The 16,322-nt window shown below is 56.3% G+C and carries 16 protein-coding genes; 8 read left to right on the top strand and 8 right to left on the bottom strand.

Annotated elements, in window-relative coordinates:
- Positions 1-5: 5 nt before the first annotated feature.
- Positions 6-2,828, bottom strand: coding sequence for a DNA polymerase I (gene polA, locus QQL54_RS00935; RefSeq protein ID WP_284386636.1), 2,823 nt, complete (start codon positions 2,826-2,828; stop codon positions 6-8).
- Between the two features lie 10 nt (positions 2,829-2,838).
- On the opposite strand from polA, the gene QQL54_RS00930 reads away from it, so the two are divergent.
- Positions 2,839-3,840 (top strand): energy transducer TonB, encoded by a 1,002-nt coding sequence (locus QQL54_RS00930; protein WP_284386635.1) that lies wholly within the window; start codon positions 2,839-2,841, stop codon positions 3,838-3,840.
- On the opposite strand, the gene QQL54_RS00925 is transcribed toward QQL54_RS00930, so the two are convergent.
- From QQL54_RS00925 to petA, 4 genes are all read right to left on the bottom strand, one after another.
- Complete coding sequence (locus QQL54_RS00925) at positions 3,837-5,225, bottom strand: sensor histidine kinase (protein ID WP_284386634.1); 1,389 nt, start codon at positions 5,223-5,225, stop codon at positions 3,837-3,839. The two genes, QQL54_RS00930 and QQL54_RS00925, sit on opposite strands and share 4 nt — an antisense overlap.
- Before the next feature lie 123 nt (positions 5,226-5,348).
- Positions 5,349-6,209, bottom strand: coding sequence for a cytochrome c1 (locus QQL54_RS00920; RefSeq protein ID WP_284386633.1), 861 nt, complete (start codon positions 6,207-6,209; stop codon positions 5,349-5,351).
- Between the two features lie 43 nt (positions 6,210-6,252).
- Complete coding sequence (locus QQL54_RS00915) at positions 6,253-7,530, bottom strand: cytochrome b (protein ID WP_284386632.1); 1,278 nt, start codon at positions 7,528-7,530, stop codon at positions 6,253-6,255.
- A 23-nt stretch (positions 7,531-7,553) separates the two neighbouring features.
- The gene (gene petA, locus QQL54_RS00910) at positions 7,554-8,111 is read right to left on the bottom strand and encodes a ubiquinol-cytochrome c reductase iron-sulfur subunit (RefSeq protein ID WP_284386631.1); all 558 of its coding nucleotides are present in this window, start codon (positions 8,109-8,111) and stop codon (positions 7,554-7,556) included.
- A gap of 86 nt (positions 8,112-8,197) precedes the next feature.
- Between petA and QQL54_RS00905 the strand changes: the two genes are divergently transcribed.
- From QQL54_RS00905 to QQL54_RS00880, 6 genes are all read left to right on the top strand, one after another.
- A complete protein-coding gene (locus QQL54_RS00905) occupies positions 8,198-8,779 on the top strand; it encodes a tRNA (cytidine(34)-2'-O)-methyltransferase (RefSeq protein WP_284386630.1) in 582 nt (193 codons plus the stop codon).
- Positions 8,776-9,186 carry a nuclear transport factor 2 family protein gene (locus tag QQL54_RS00900; RefSeq protein ID WP_284386629.1) on the top strand — a complete coding sequence of 137 codons (411 nt, stop codon included), beginning with the start codon at positions 8,776-8,778 and terminating at the stop codon, positions 9,184-9,186. The genes QQL54_RS00905 and QQL54_RS00900 overlap by 4 nt, the downstream gene beginning before the upstream one ends.
- Positions 9,183-9,650 carry a YybH family protein gene (locus QQL54_RS00895; RefSeq protein ID WP_284386628.1) on the top strand — a complete coding sequence of 156 codons (468 nt, stop codon included), beginning with the start codon at positions 9,183-9,185 and terminating at the stop codon, positions 9,648-9,650. The genes QQL54_RS00900 and QQL54_RS00895 overlap by 4 nt, the downstream gene beginning before the upstream one ends.
- Positions 9,640-10,515, top strand: a complete 876-nt coding sequence (gene hemF / locus QQL54_RS00890; RefSeq protein ID WP_348520690.1) for an oxygen-dependent coproporphyrinogen oxidase — start codon at positions 9,640-9,642, stop codon at positions 10,513-10,515. Before QQL54_RS00895 ends, hemF begins: the two co-directional genes overlap by 11 nt.
- A 682-nt stretch (positions 10,516-11,197) precedes the next feature.
- On the top strand, positions 11,198-12,340 hold the full coding sequence (locus tag QQL54_RS00885; RefSeq protein WP_284386626.1) for an alkane 1-monooxygenase: 1,143 nt from the start codon (positions 11,198-11,200) through the stop codon (positions 12,338-12,340).
- Positions 12,341-12,364: 24 nt separating this feature from the next.
- Entirely contained in the window at positions 12,365-13,075 is a 711-nt protein-coding gene (locus tag QQL54_RS00880; protein WP_284386625.1) for a CPBP family intramembrane glutamic endopeptidase, read from the top strand.
- A 10-nt stretch (positions 13,076-13,085) separates the two neighbouring features.
- On the opposite strand, the gene QQL54_RS00875 is transcribed toward QQL54_RS00880, so the two are convergent.
- Positions 13,086-13,550 carry a MarR family winged helix-turn-helix transcriptional regulator gene (locus tag QQL54_RS00875; protein WP_284386624.1) on the bottom strand — a complete coding sequence of 155 codons (465 nt, stop codon included), beginning with the start codon at positions 13,548-13,550 and terminating at the stop codon, positions 13,086-13,088.
- Positions 13,547-14,689, bottom strand: a complete 1,143-nt coding sequence (locus QQL54_RS00870) for an Acg family FMN-binding oxidoreductase (RefSeq protein WP_284386623.1) — start codon at positions 14,687-14,689, stop codon at positions 13,547-13,549. Before QQL54_RS00870 ends, QQL54_RS00875 begins: the two co-directional genes overlap by 4 nt.
- 102 nt (positions 14,690-14,791) lie before the next feature.
- Here QQL54_RS00870 and QQL54_RS00865 point away from each other — a divergent pair, with 102 nt between their 5' ends.
- Positions 14,792-15,244 carry a GNAT family N-acetyltransferase gene (locus QQL54_RS00865; protein ID WP_284386622.1) on the top strand — a complete coding sequence of 151 codons (453 nt, stop codon included), beginning with the start codon at positions 14,792-14,794 and terminating at the stop codon, positions 15,242-15,244.
- Here QQL54_RS00865 and QQL54_RS00860 read toward each other — a convergent pair.
- Positions 15,241-16,296, bottom strand: a complete 1,056-nt coding sequence (locus QQL54_RS00860) for a winged helix-turn-helix domain-containing protein (protein ID WP_284386621.1) — start codon at positions 16,294-16,296, stop codon at positions 15,241-15,243. The genes QQL54_RS00865 and QQL54_RS00860 overlap by 4 nt on opposite strands.
- Positions 16,297-16,322 lie beyond the last annotated feature (26 nt).

The following is a 16,322-nucleotide window of genomic DNA, read 5'->3' as shown; positions in this document are numbered from 1 at the left end:
AATCGTTAGTGAGCGTCATTCCAGTTCGTCGCCGCTTGGGCTTCGACATCAATCGGCACACTGAGCGTGATCGCCGGTTCGTGAGCGTGTTCCATTGTCGTCTTCACGGTCGAAATCAGCGCGTCCGCCCGATCTTCTGGCACTTCAAACACGAGTTCATCATGAACTTGTAGCAGCATTCGTGCGCCTTCGACCGACGCGATGGCGTCCGGCATTTTGATCATAGCGCGGCGCATAATATCGGCGGCTGTGCCTTGGATCGGCGCGTTAATCGCCTGACGTTCGGCAAAAGCCCGGCGCTGTGGGTTGCGTTCGCGAATACCGGCAATGTGGCATTTCCGTCCGAACAGGGTGCTGACATAGCCTCGCTCTTTCGCCTCAGCCTTGGTTGCGTCCATATAGGCGCGAATGCCGGGGAATTTTTCGAAATAGGTCTTGATGAATTCGGCCGCTGTGCCGCGGTCCACGCCCGTATTCTTAGCCAGACCAAAGGCAGAAATGCCGTAGATGATCCCGAAATTAATCGCCTTGGCCTGACGCCGAATATCGGGCGTCATATCGGCCAGCTTGACACCGAACATCTCTGACGCCGTGAGCGCATGAATGTCGACGCCGTCCGCAAAAGCCTGCTTCATGGTCGGCAGATCCGCCATGTGGGCGAGTAGCCGCAGCTCGATCTGAGAATAGTCAGCCGCGACCAGAACATGCCCAGCTTCGGCGATGAAGGCATCGCGGATTTTGCGGCCTTCTTCCGTCCGGATCGGGATGTTTTGCAGGTTCGGGTCACTAGAGCTGAGCCGACCCGTTGTCGTCGCGGCGAGACTAAAGCTCGTATGCACGCGTTCCGTCTCAGGGTTGATCTGAGCCTGTAGCGCGTCGGTATAGGTACTTTTAAGCTTCGAGAATTGCCGCCAATTCAGGATCGTGCGCGGCAGTGGCTCGCCATTATCGGCCAAATCCTCAAGAATATCGACGCCCGTTTGCCAAGCGCCGGTCTTGGTTTTCTTGCCGCCTTCCAGTCCCATCTTATCGAAGAGAATTTCACCAACCTGTTTAGGACTACCAAGATTGAACGGACCTTCGGCGATTTCATGCGCTTCAGCTTCCAATCCTGCCATCTTCTGCGAAAAATAGGATGATAAACGCGCGAGTTCGGCGCGATCGACTTTAATCCCTTCATTTTCCATCTTGGCGACAACATGCGGCATATCGCGGTCGATGGCTTCATAGACGCGGGTCACTTGCGACGTCGCCAGTTTGGGCTTCAGATATTTCCAGAGACGGAGCGTCACATCCGCATCTTCGGCCGCATAGCGCGTCGCCTCCTCAAGCCCGATCTGATCAAACGTCTTCTGGTTTTTCCCGGTCCCCGCAATTTCCTTGAACGGCACGGGGCTGTGGGCGAAATGGGTTTCGGACAGCGTGTCCATGCCGTGACCATTAATGCCATTATGCAGCGCGTAGCTGATCAACATCGTATCGTCATAAGGCGTTGGGTTCAGATCATAGCGTTTAAACACGCCGAGATCATATTTGAAATTCTGGCCGACTTTCAAAACGGACGCGTCATGCAGCAGGGGCGCGAGCATTTCGAGCGCGCGGTCCATATCCATTTGTTCGGGCGCCCCGTCGCCCAGCAGGTCGCCGCCACCTGTATGCGCTAACGGCACGTAACAGGCTTCATTATCTTCAACCGCCAAACAGACGCCGACCATATTTGCCGCGCGGCTATCGAGACTATCCGTCTCCAGATCGACAGCCACAACACCCGTTTCAAACGCACGCGCGATCCAATGGGCAAGCCGATCCGCGCTTTGCACGCATTCATATTTCGTATGATCAAAGACGGTGTTGGGATAGCGATCCCGGGTAGCTGGGGACGCCACCTCGACTTTGGTGTCATCCGCGCGAATGCCGTCGGTGACGCCTTCACCTAAAGCCTGTCGCACTCGCGCCGTCAGCGTCCGGAATCCCATTTCTTCGAGGAAATCGAACAACTGTTCTACATCTGGATCGGTGACGCCCAAATCTTCAAGAACCGGGTCGACATCAACATCGCATTTCAGTGTCACCAACTTTTTGGAAACGCGCGCCATGTCGGCATGTTCAAGTAGTTTTTCGCGGCGTCCCTTTTGCGGGATTTCACCGGCCCGTTCGAGTAGTGTTTCAAGATCACCATATTGATCGAGCAGTAGCGCTGCTGTCTTCACGCCAATGCCGGGAACACCGGGAACATTATCGACCGAATCCCCGGCCAAGCTCTGCACATCGATCACCTTGTCAGGTGAGACGCCGAACTTCTCCTCGACCTCTTTCGGGCCAATCGTTTTGTTCTTCATCGGGTCGAGCATGGACACGCGGTCACTGACCAGCTGCATCAAATCCTTGTCCGAACTGATGATCGTCACGCGCGCGCCGAGCGCTTCGGCTTGGCGGGCATAGGTTGCAATCAGATCATCCGCCTCAAAGCCGGTCATCTCGACGGCAGGCGCTCCAAAGGCCCGGCTGGCATCGCGCGTCAGCGGAAATTGCGGCACAAGATCTTCTGGCGGCTCACCCCGGTTGGCCTTGTAGAGATCGTAAATGTCGTTGCGGAAGGTCTGACCGCTCGCGTCGAAGATCACCGCGAAATGCGTCGGGCGGCTTTCATCTTTCTGATCCTTGAGCATTTTGAACAACATGTTCGAAAAGCCCGCGACCGCTCCAATCGGTAGCCCGTCTCTCTTGCGCGTTAAGGGCGGCAGCGCGTGAAAGGCCCGGAATATATAACCGGACCCATCGACCAGAACGACGTGAGATTGGGGCGTGACGGGCTTAGACTGACTCATGCGGTAGCTTGTGAGCCTGTGCGTGCATCCTGTCTATACCGACGGGGTGCATTCGCTCTATAAGGATGGTGTGTATCAACCGATTGAAGATGAAATCGACGAACTGACCGAACCTAGATCCTGGCTTTGGCCCGCCGGGCTGGCCGGGAGTGCGATCTTTCTGATCTCGGCCTATCTCTTTGCCATGAGTTCTGGATCGTCCACAGGCGTCGCTGAGCCCATCGGACCAGAGCCGGAAGCACGCCAAGCCTATTTGAGAGCTTTGGGCGAAGGCGATGCCGCCTTGCGCCGTGCGCGGCTGACCGATTTTCTCAACCAACATACAAATAATCCTCGGTCAGGTGCAGCCCGGGCGCAGTTGGATGTGCTCGATATGGAAGCCGACCGCGATTGGCAGGATACGCTCACCACGGCCTATGATCCACGGCTGGACATCGCCAAGCGACGGTTGGCCGTTTATGCATATCAGCGCGAATGGGGGCGCTATCTTGGCGCCCGCGATGCGGAGATCGAAACACTACTCCAAGATATAGAGCGCGATATAGAGGGTGACGCCCGACCAGATAGAACTCTACCGCGCGATCCAGAGGCTTATGCGGGTATGCCCGACAGTCAGTTAATGGGAGGACCGTCGGGACGTAATTCCCGGGTTCGCTTTCGAACATTACCCCGCCCCGGTTATAAAACTTACGGCGAGTCCGGTGAAGTCATCACCGAGACGGGCGAAGTCATCGCGCCACGGGTGGTGCGTAACGTCACACCACGATATCCGCGTCGGGCCGAACGCCGCGGCATCGATGCCGTCGTGACCCTGTCGCTTACCATTGGCGCGGACGGTCGTGTCGACGAGGTCGAATTAGTGAGTGTCTACGCCGATCGGTATGAAGATGATTTCATTCAGGAAGCTGAACGTGCCGCTCTTCGCACCCGGTTCCAACCTAAGACAGTCGGCGGGGTGCCGACGGAAGCCGTGGGCGTGCGCAAGCGCTACCGCTTCGATAGTGACCGCTAAGGAATTTTAGCCTCTGAGAGGCTGCCTCTGGACACAGAAAGAAGTTTGGAATCGGCAATCAACCGAATACGAACGCCCTTATTATGCCAGTCATAGTCAACTTTTCCACCAAGCTGCGCGGCACAGGCTTTGATCAATTTAGACCCATAACCTGACGCTTCCGGAATAGAGTTTTCACGGCGCTCATGCTGTTCATCCCAGAGCAATTCGTAGTCACCGCCCTCTGTGGTTCGCCAACTGATCCGAACGTCTGAGAGTCCGTTAGGATCAGCATCCGGCTTCCAAGCGCCATACTTCAACGCGTTTGTTGTCCATTCATGAAGGATCAGAGCGAGCGGCGAAACCGCCTTGTCCGACACATCACCGTCTTCTCCTTGAATCTCAACGCGATGTTGATCGAGCAACTGAGACCGCACAACACGATCAATAATAACCGATTTGGATAAAGATCGCGCTTCGTCCAATTCACGCGTTGCGGAATAGGCATGAGACATGGCGCGCAATCTCGATGTGGCCTCCTCAGCAAAATCTTTGACGGCCTCACCGCGTCCGCGCGCACTTTGACGCAACATACCTTGTGCAACCGCGAACAGGTTTTTCATGCGGTGATCAAGCTCATGCGCAATGACTTCGATCCGCTCGGCCGTGTCCACGGCTTCTTCCACCTCTTCCTCAACCTGTCGCATTCGGAACCACTGGTAGAGCGTAAATACGCCCATCACGGAAGCCAGAACCAAGAGCAGAGCGAGCAGTTTGGACACCAAACCCGATCGCTCATTGTAATTTTCGACACGCTGACGGGCAACCTGGGCACGGTCGTTGGCCTCTGCCTGACGACCGCGTACCATTTGGCGGATCTCTGCCATCATTTCCTGACCCCGATCCGTTTGGATCATCGTCAAGGCCGCCTGCGGGTTGCCCGCATCAAAAAGACGGATTGTTTCAGCCAACTCAGTCAGCTTGTTATTCACAAGCCGACGAAGTTCGGTATCTTCGCCGCCACGCATCGCCGCGATTTCCCACCCCTCATCCTGAAAGCCTTCAATCAGTCTTTGAGCCCGCAGATAAGGCTGCAGATATTCACGGTCCCCGGTCAGTAGATAACCACGCTGACCTGTTTCCGCGTCCAACACCGCATCCTTAAGGCGGTCTAGGGCATTGGAATAAGTCGTTGCCTCTTGAATAGCTGTGCGCGCCGTTTGTTCGGCCTCGGCGAATTTAACAGATGTATAGAGCGCTGTCGCTGCCACGGCAGCAATCAGAACCGCAACAATCGTCGCAAGCACCCCTGTCAATCGTGTCCGGGCCATTATGGCTCCCATCATGCGCGTGCTGAAGCCGGATAAACCAACCTGCCCGATCAATAACCTGTTTAGATCGGCCATGCACGGTTGCAAGCCGCGAATATGGTTAGGCTGGTCCGTGCAAAATGCAGTGAATGCTGGCTTGAAATGGGGTCATGAAAAAGCCCGCCAAAGGGCGGGCTCTCCATAAACATATCGCGCGGCCTAGCCCTCAGAGGGCTTCAAGCGGCGCCAGATACGCTTGTATGACAGCCATAACAGAACCGATAGGATCAGCAGGTAAACCATCGACATCAGGCCGGCTTCCTTACGTACAGCCAGCTTAGGATCCGCTGACCAGGCGAGGAATTCTGTCACGTCAGCGGCCATCTGTTCGATCGTCGCTTCCGGTGGGTTCTGGCCTTCAGTGTCGCTTTGATATTCAAACACACCTTCCTGCGGTTGCAGCTGTGGCGGCATGGCAATCTTGGAGCCTTCCATCACGGGATTATAATATTGGCCCGTGCTGAGCGTGATGCCTTCCGGTTGCGGATGGCTGTAAGCCAGCAGAAGATTATACATATAGTCAGCGCCGTTATTGCGCGCTTTGACCATCACGGACAGATCGGGTGGTACTGCACCATTATTGACGTAGGCCGCTTCAGCATTGTTACGGTAAATCGGCGGGAAATAATCGGCTGGAATACCCGGACGAGACACTTCCGACCCGTCTTCAGGATTGACGTCAATCACTTCATATTCCGCGGCAATATTCTTCACGAGCGGATTGTCGTTCGGGTTCTTATAATACTCGTCGTAGAACGGACCGCCTTTGTCGCCAAGATGGCGGAAAGCGAGATGATCGAGATTGTGGCAAGAACGGCAAACCTGCGCATAGACATTATAGCCACGCTGCATCGCCGCGACATCATAGGATCCAGTGACACCGCTCCAGTGCCAATGTTTGTGGATCATCTTGTAGCCGTCGGCGGGTCCGCTACCGCCTGCTGCGATCGCGATGCCTGTGAGCGAAGCCGCGGCAATGCCGCCGGCGATGATCAGGTTTCTGACAGTTTTGAATGCCATGTCTTGCGTCTTTCCCGCTTTCTCGTCGGTGAGGTCTGCGCGCCTATTCGGCGGGCGCGAGGACCTTTTCGGGTTCAGGCTTATCGCCATAGTCGAGAATCGACTGCGTAATGGAAGCTGGTCGCTCCTTCGGATCTTCAATTAATCCTAGGATCGGCAAGATCACGAGGAAATAGGCGAAGTAATAGAGCGTCGAAATCTGGCTCAGTCGGTAGAAGGACAGACCGAGGAAGGCTTCATCATCCGGCGTTTCCGCACCGCACCAACCTAGGATGAAGCAGAAGAAGACGAAGATGAAGAAGAACCAGCGCGCGATTGGGCGGAAGCGCATGGACCGGACTTTCGATGTATCCAACCAAGGCAGCACGAACAGAACAGCAATCGCACCGATCATCAATAGGATCCCGGCCAGCTTGTCCGGCACAGCCCGCAGGATGGCGTAGAATGGGAGGAAATACCATTCGGGCACAATGTGCGGCGGTGTCTTAAGCGGGTCAGCCTTGATGTAGTTGTCAGCGTGGCCAAGCGCATCCGGCAGATAGAAGAGGAAGAAGGCGAAGATCATCAGGAAGACCGCCACCGCGAACATATCCTTCACCGTAAAATACGGGTGGAAGGGCAGTGTGTCAGTCTTGACCTTATTGGACACGCCAATCGGGTTAGACGACCCCGTTACATGCAGCGCCCAAACATGCAGACCCGATAGGGCGGCAATGATGAAGGGCAGAAGATAATGTAGCGAGTAGAAGCGGTTCAGCGTGGCATTATCGACGGCATAACCACCCAGCAGCCATTGCTGCAGGCTTTCACCAACGACTGGAACGGCCCCAAAGAAGCCCGTAATCACAGTCGCACCCCAGAAGGACATCTGACCCCAAGGCAATGTGTAGCCAAGGAAGGCGGTCGCCATCATTACCAGATAGATCAGGCAGCCAATGATCCAGAGCACCTCACGCGGAGCTTTGTAGGAGCCGTAATATAGCCCCCTGAACATGTGCATATAGACGGCAAGGAAGAACATGGAGGCCCCAACAGCGTGGGTGCTTTGCATCAACCAGCCATAAGGCACATCGCGGCGAATACGCTGAACGGAGTCAAATGCATGGTCGACATGCGCCACATAATGCATGCCCAGAATGACGCCGGTGACAATTTGAATGACCAAGCAGAGCAACAGAATGCCGCCAAAGGTCCACCAATAGTTCAGATTGCGCGGCGTCGGCATCATGATGAAGTCCGCGCCCATGCGCACGATCGGCAAGCGCTGGTCCATCCAGCGGGCCGCTGCCCATTTCGGTTCGTAAGTGGAATGTCCGCTCATCGTCTTGTCTCTTCTCTGGCCCGTTAACCGACCTTGATGACTGTATCGGAAGTATATGCGTAAGGCGGCACAACGAGGTTCCTCGGTGCCGGTCCCTTACGAATACGTCCGGACGTATCGTAATGGCTGCCATGGCATGGGCAGTACCAGCCATCATAATCGCCGGCTTCACCGACGGGCACACACCCAAAGTGTGTGCAAACGCCGACCATGACCAGATATTGTGGCTTCAGATTGCCGTCGGGCCCCGGCACAAGGCGGGAATCATCCGTGGCGGGATCTGGTAGAATATCGATATTTACGTCTTCAGCTTCAGCAATTTCCGCAGCCGTACGGTGACGAACAAAGACGGGCGCGCCGCGCCATAGTACTTTGAGCTGCTCACCTTCGCCGATCTTGCCAACATCAATATCAATCGAGCCCAAGGCCAGCGTATCCGCCGCCTTGCCCATCTGCGCCAGTAACGGCCAGACAATAGACGCAGCGCCCAAAGCCCCCGCAGCACCTGCCGCCAGAAAGATGAAATCGCGCTTACCGTCGTCAACGATATCGTCGTGATGGATCAAGCCAGTCTCGGCCATCGGTTCAACCTCTATTCAATCCCATAGCGCGCAAGAACCAGATCAACGGTCCCCTCGCGCGGGCTCTCTAACGTCATATAATCACGATGACCAGCCGACAATGGCGTCAATCCGACGCAATTTGTGACTTCGCCACAGGTGGAATGCAGTTGATTGCAAATGGCTTGCAACTGGAGCCCTGTCTAGGCCCCGCTGCGAGAGCTGCTATGCGGGCTATTATGCGAATCGTCCTCTTCCAACCCGGCATCGCGGCCAACTTCGGCAATATTCTGCGCTCGGCAGCCTGTTTTGACGTGCCAGTTTCAGTGATCGAGCCGCTCGGCTTCCCTTTAGCAACGAAGGATGTCCGTCGCGCAGCGATGGATTACGGGCGCGATGTGTCGCTGACGCGTCATCCGAATTGGGAATCTTATTCGGAGACCCCTGCCCGGCATATTCTGTTCACAACGGGCGGGACGGAAAGTCTGGAGGCCTTCCGATTCGCTGCGGGCGATCATTTGATTTTTGGGAATGAGAGCGCTGGGGTACCACAGAGTGTTCACGATGCGTGCGACTTACGCGTCTCTATCCCTATTAGAGGCCGGTCACTCAATCTGTCTAATAGTGTGGCTATCGCATTGTTCGAAGCTTTACGCCAAACGGACGGCCTGTCTAAGAGCGTCTCATGACAGATCGCACACCCCACCCCATCGCCCGTTGGCATGCTTATACGGACACGCCGACCCCAGCAGGGCTCAACGCCTTGCTCCATGATGATGTCACTTTCCACTCGCCGGTCGTGCACACGCCGCAGCGCGGCAAACAGATAACTTTCGCCTATCTCTGGGCGGCCAATTCAACGCTCGGCAATGACAGTTTTAAATATTTACGCGAGGTCGTGGACGGCACCCATGCGGTGCTAGAGTTCCAAACTGAAATGGACGGCATTGCGGTCAATGGCATCGATATGATCACATTCGACGAAGACGGCCTGATTACTGATTTCAAGGTCATGATCCGGCCTTTAAAAGCTGTGAATATGGTACACCGCCAAATGGGCGAGATGCTCGCCAAGATGAAAGCCGCCCAATCATGAGACTTATCTTTACAATCCTTTTCTGCGCGGTTCTGGGGTTGAGTGCCGCCTCTGCCCGGGCCGACGACGCAGCTGACCATCAAGCCATCAAGGATAGTGTCGTCGCGATGTGGTCTGCCGTCGAAGCCGGCGATGTCGACGCTTACCTGACCCACATCCATGACGATTATACGCTATTCGGCGAAGGCGATATCTATCTGCAGACGGGCAAAGCGCTCGAACGCGCAAGCTATACAGATTACCTCGGCCGGGTGAAAAACGTCCGGACCTTCATGCATCAACCGCAAGTCACGGTGCGCGGCGATACGGCTTGGATAACCTATTATTGGTCGGATAGCGGGATTTACACGACTGGTGCCAAGGCCGGTGAGCGCTTTACCAGCCAAGGCAAGTCGACCCGCATCTTCGTAAAAGAAAACGGCCACTGGCTTTGTATTCATGGGCACTTCACCGATGTCGGCTAATATGATGGACGACCGCAAAACACGGGCAGCAGCCTGGTTCCGGACCCTACGCGACCAAATCTGCGCCGAGTTCGAACAGATTGAACGCGACGCCCCTGACGATATTTACCCCGGTGAACCAGGCCAATTTGAATACACAGATTGGCAGCGCAAGGTTGAGAATGGCGGAGGCGGCACCGGTGGCATGCTGCGGGGTCGTTTTTTCGAAAAATGCGGCGTCCATATTAGTGTCGTCAAAGGTGAGTTCACTCCAGAAATGGCGGCCAAGACACCGGGCGCGTCAAACGATCCAAGTTTCTGGGCGGCAGGCGTCTCGCTGATCGCGCACATGCACAATCCACGCGTGCCCGCCGTACATATGAATACGCGCTACATTGTCACGACGCAGGACTGGTTCGGCGGCGGCGGCGATCTGACACCAACGCTGAGCGAGCAGCGTACGCAACACAATCCCGACGCCAAGGCGTTTCATGCTGGGATGAAAGCCCCCTGCAAGGCACACCCCGTTGCAGATTATGATCGCTACAAGGACTGGTGCGACGAATATTTCCATTTGCATCACCGCGACGAGCCGCGCGGGACGGGCGGTATTTTCTATGACCGCTTGAACAGCGGATCATTCGACGATGATTTTGCCTTCACACAAGATGTCGGTCGAGCGTTCCTGTCGACCTATTCCGCAATTGCGCGGGGCCGTATGAATGAGCCGTGGACGGACGCTGAACGTGAGGAACAGCTGGTCCTGCGCGGACGCTATGTCGAATTCAATCTACTTTGGGACCGGGGCACGACCTTCGGTCTGAAAACGGGCGGGAATGTCGCAACGATCCTGAGTTCCATGCCTCCTGTCGTGAAGTGGCCGTGATCACCGCAGGCACATAAACCACATTCCATCTACGCCGGATGAGAGGTGATAGATCACCCGGATAAACCGGGTGATGACGGGGGTGAGAGGTGAGTTCAAAGAAACTGACCCCAATCCATCCCCGCTTATCATTTCCATGGTTTCTTATCCTCACCCGCTCCGGACACGAGAGAGTGCATAGCTTTCGGGAAGAACAGACTCCCTTGGGAGTTTGGCGGGGTTTGGTAGGCTGGGCGGTGTGCGATCTTATGCGGCGTGCATGGCTCCATCTGGCGAAGCGATTGATGATGGTTCGGGAGCGCGAACGAGTCGGCAGCGGTAAGACCCGCCCGATGCGCCCCTTCCGAAGCAGGGGGCAGGCGGGGATGCGTCGAAAGCGCAGTCTTCGTCTAACTTCCTCCCGGCGTGTGCTCATGGTGGGCCGTCGGTAGACACGACGCTTTTGATCGGGTGCGCCGACCGAGCGCGCGGACGTTCGTCTGTCGTAAAACGGTATTTCCTTTGTCATCCGTCGATGGGTGGCGTCCGCGCTCGTGTCACTCGACACTCCCGCGACATTGGCCGCGGCCCCGATGCCCGGTAGGACGCGGGCGTATGGGGAAGACGAAAGACGGCCTAATGCCACAGCTATTGACAAGGTTATCAATTATATTATTGATGAGCCTATCAATAAGGATAAACCATGACTGCCGCTGCCCCGACGCATACTCGCCCATCGCCTAAGCGCCACCTCTGGCTAATCTCTTTGACCTACCCCACCCTTCCTTTGTTGGGTCTTTGGCTCGCGATCACATTCGACACGCCCGCATGGGTCTGGCTGACCACTGTGATCATCTTCGGGCTCATGCCGATCCTCGACCACTTTGTTGGCGATGATAAAAACGACATTCTCGGCCTGATGGAAGATGAAGCGGACCAGTCTCTTTTCTATCGCTATATGGTGCATGGGCTGCTGCCGTTGATCTATCTGACGTGGCTCATCGGTGCCTGGGCCGCGGTGACGTTCGACTGGTCAATATGGACATATCTAGGCTTGGGCATCGGTCATGGGTGGGGTCTGACCTTTGCGATCAACAGCGCACACGAAACCGGTCACAAGCCCGACAAAGTCAGCAAATGGGTCGCGCTCCTCATGCTCGCCCCCTCCTTCCTCGGCCACTTTCGGGTTGAGCATAATACGGGCCATCATAGCGATGTGTCGACGCCACGCGATCACGCGACAGCGCGCTTTGGCGAAAGCTATTGGTCGTTCCTGACCCGCGAAATCCCCGGCGCGTGGGAACGCAGCTGGCGCATTGAAAGCAAGCGGGCCTCGCGAAAAGGCTATTCGAAATGGTCGCTCAAGAACGAAGTGATCCAGACCGTCATGCTGCAACTGGTGATCTGGGGCGCTGTGATTGCCACTTTCGGGATCGGCGTTCTACCATACCTTTTGCTCGCGATGGTGATTTCCGTGACCGCCCTGTCGAGCCAGAACTATCTCGCCCATTATGGTCTGCTGCGCGACAAACGCCCGGATGGAAAATACCTCCCAGCGCGACCACAGCATAGCTGGAACACGAATAGCCTCGTCACCAACATCACCAGCTATAATCTCGCCCGGCATAGCGACCATCACGCGCATCCGTCGCGTCATTATCAATATCTGCGCAGCTTCGACGATGTGCCAACCCTACCGTACGGATACGGTATGATGTATCTGCTCGCCTATGTCCCGCCGCTCTGGCGCAAAGTCATGGACCCGCGCGTACTCGCCAATGTCGACGGGGATATGAGCCGGGTCTTGACGAAGGAACTGGCAATAGCCGAAGGCATGACACGTTAGCGACACCGCAAGGACAAGGATATCATGGCCGAAAACCCTAAGACTGTCGGCCGGGGCCGCTATCTCGCGGCGCTTCTGGTCGGACTTGTCCTCTATCTCGCCGTAGCCGTTGGCTCAAACGTCATACCGAGCGTCTTTCTCCCGGGCGACTTAGCCGGTTTCGACTTTGCCTGGATCGGAATTATCCAGATCATATTTGGCTTGCTGGCCATTGCCTTAGCGCTTCGCATCGCAAGGCTTCGACTACGCGATGTCGGGCTACGTTTGGACGGCTGGCCTAAAGAGGCGTTGATCGGCGCCGCTGTGGCATTGGTATTCGCCCTCATTCAGTTCACCGTCATCATCCCGGCCACAGGCGGTGCAGAACGGTCCGACGTAGCGACTAATCTGGCCCAAATCGGCCCGACAATATGGGGCGTCGTTGGGTTCATAATTCTGGCATGGACTGGTGCCGCCACTGAGGAAGTTTTCTTCCGGGGTCATTTCCTGAATACACTCAAAGGCACATTAGGCGGGGGTCGTATGGCCTTGATCGCGGCGGCAATCGCAACGGTGGTCCTGTTTGCCGCGCTGCACGGCTATCAAGGCTGGGCGGGGGTCGTCGATAGCGGCATTTATGGGGGCATAACCCTGACACTGCTCTATCTATGGCGGCGTACGCTCACAGCCTGCATCGTTGCACATGCGTTCTGGAACAGTCTTGCGGCTATTCTACTCTTCGCACTCTATGCCTAGGCTCGGAAGGCTACCGCGCTTCGAACGCGGCCCTGACAAGGGCCAACTGATCAAGCAGAGCGTCCCAATCCAGCAAGTCGTGCTGAGCTTCGACCTCAGCGAAAAGCGGCTCAAGACTTTGGGTTACACGACCGCGTAAATCCGTTCCCGCTTCTGTCAGGCGGACAACCTTTCTGCGGCCATCGGAGGCTGATCCTTCAGTTCGGACGAGCCGTTTATCGAGCAGTTTCTTGACCGTCGACGACATGGTCGGTTGCGACACACCAAATATGTCAGCCAGTTCGCTAATGGTCTCGCGAGCGTCCAGCCGCGCGAGTCGGTTGAGCACACCGAACTGCGCCCGGGTCATGCCGGAGTGCAACAGACCATCAAAGGTGCGCGTCGCTAGTTTGGCGATCATCTCGATTTCAACCATGGCCTTGAAGGCTGCATGATCGGACGGCAATCCGGCGTCGGAGACGATACGGTCACTCATGCCGGAACCTCAATGACTCGAGTCTGCAGCGGCCAGCGGGGAGATGGCTTAGGGTTTTTCGCATAGCCAAGCCGGAACAGGCCCTGGATCTGCGCCGGAGCTTCGACGGATAGTAGCTCATGGACGGCTGAGAACTGTGCGGCCATTTCCGGGAATTCCTGCAAAACCTGGCTAAAAGGCTGGAACGCAATCCCAGCCTGTGTCGCGGCAAGATGGATGCGAAGCCAATCCCGCCCCGCACCCAGCTGCGATTGACGGCTATTATCTGACGTCACCAGCCAACCAAAAGACCGCGCACTGTCGATCAGATCAGCATAGAATGTCTTCGCCATTTTGAAGGCTCTCGCATCCGGGTTTTTCATCTTGTCGCGCGTCAGCAGACCGAGCGATGAATAGAGGTCGATGCCGAGGCCAGTCAGGGAGATACCGTCAGGATTCGCGTCAACTTCCGCTCCGCCAATACGGGTCAGCGATACACTCTCCAGATGGGTGCGCGGGGTTGTCATCTCGATTATCCAGCCCGCGTCACAATGCCCGCGCAGCGCAGCGGTTTGAGGCGCATTGCTCGTCGCCCCCCATAGGGTTGACGAGGACGCGAGAACATTTCCGATAGCGGCGAGCGTCTCATTCGGCACTGGACGATCGGCAAATGGAATTCGGTTCGTCCGGCGATTCCGCAAGGCGGCAAACAAGTTATCAGGCTGAGCGGACCCGACGGCCCCTAAGACAAACTTTGCGATCGGACGGTCATCGAGTCCAACCTCAGCGGCGCCATCTGGAAATGCGACAACGCCAAGCGATCGGCTTTGATCCGCCGCTGCCAATGACAGAGCCTCAATGAAGGCACCCAGCCCGATCACAATTTGGCGATTCAATGGATCCGTCTGCGGCAAGAGCCGAGACAGGTCGGGATAAAGCGTCATGCCATCGTTTGAATCAAGCTCGATCAACCATGGCTGCCGATTATGCGGCGATGGCGCGAGGATTGCGCTGGCAAGCGCCGTCATGCGCGGATCATCATAGCCTTGTGGTAGATCCCGCCAGACCTGGGTCGATGACAAATGCCGTGAACAGGCGGAGAGGCTGCCACCTATCAGAATCGTGGCCGCGCCCGTTTGCAATATCCGACGTCTGTTCATCTCGCCTCCATCCATATAGATATCTATGTATAGATGTCTATGATTTGTCAATCTGGAACGTAATAGGTGGCAAGATAGATCGGTAAATGGTAGCATTCGCTGATGCGATGGGCCGACAAAACCGACTATGATACGCTCGGCCAGTTAATGTTCGAAGCCATCCATGCGGAGCCATCCCCCTATAGCGAGGCAGAACGACGGGCGTGGCGATCAGAACCCTATATCGGGTCCGACTGGCATGAACGACTGTCCTCACAACGGGTTCTGATTGCGGAAGAAGACGGTGTTCAGGTTGGCTTTCTAACGCTTAAACCGGGCGATTATGTCGATCTCGGCTATATTCTGCCGCGGGCGCGCGGACGCGGGTGGTTTCGTAAACTAGCTGAGCGGATCGAAACCGAAGCGCGGACGATGGGCGAAACCCGGCTGCACACGCATGCCAGTCTAGCCGCCGAGGCCCCATTTAAAGCTTTGGGTTACAGTGTGACGGAGCGTGAAGTTGTGGGTTTGGGCGGCGAGTCTCTTCGCCGTGCCGCAATGGAAAAACGGCTCTAATTAGACAGACGCGACAGCCGCGCAACCTCAGCCTCCAACCGCTTCTGTCGATTGTCGCTCCAACGTACGCCTGGCTCGACCCAAAGCTGCTGGATCGGTCTAATACCGGTCTTCGGTCCACCTGACAGGTCGATCCGCGCAATCATGCGGTCGCCTTCCAGCACCGGATAGACATAATAACCCCAACGCCGTTTCGCCTTGGGCACGAAAATTTCGTTCACATAGTCAAACCCAAACAGGAAAGAGAGGCGCTTGCGGTCGCGCATCGCCGGATCGAACGGGTTGAGCACGCGCATGCGTGAGGTCGGCGCCAACAACGCATTGAGCCGCATTTCAATATCAACCGGCGCGAAGGCATGTCGCCAAGACCCATCATGCCCTTGCACTTCAACTTGGACCAGATCGCTTTCAGTCTCTGCAACCCAGTGTCGCACCTCTGCGGTCGAGCACGCTTCCCAGAACCGCTTCAGGTCGCCCGGCGTGGCAAAACCGAGACGATCCAGTGCCGCGCGGCAGAGCCAGTCGATCTGCGCAACGTCACTGACTTCTGCGCCCCTCACATCATCTGGAATGACGCGTTCAGTCAGATCGTAATATTTGCGAAACCCCTCCCGGTGTGAAGTCGAAAGCTCGCCACAATACCACATGTAATCGAGCGCTAATTTAGTGGGTGGCCGCTCCCACATGCCGCGCGGCGCATCTGGTTTCTCATGATCAAAATCGGATGATGTCAGTGGGCCGTCGCGAGCAATCCGGTCGCGGATCACGGCACGCCCTTTCGCGTCTGGCATTGAGGCGTACCAGCCGCGGCGACCGAGTTTCTCGCGAAACTGACGAAAGCGCCGCGTCCACATCGGATAGGTCGAGATCGGCAGCAAGCAGGCATCATGACTGAAATGCTCAAACGCGGCACGGCCCTTATGCGCCACGCGGTGCAAATCCCGCTCACGATAGGTTTGATCCCGGCTCCAGAGAATATGGTGATGGGCGCGGCTGAGATTACGGATACTGTCCAGCTGAACATAGCCAAGTTTTTGGATGATCTGATCCATTGGCGCTGCACCCATCGGCGCTGACG

It is taken from the genome of Algimonas ampicilliniresistens (genome assembly GCF_030159955.1).
Taxonomy (GTDB): Bacteria; Pseudomonadota; Alphaproteobacteria; order Caulobacterales; family Maricaulaceae; genus Litorimonas; species Litorimonas ampicilliniresistens.
Note: the sequence above shows the minus strand (reverse complement) of the source record. Positions and strands in the feature narration are given on the sequence as shown.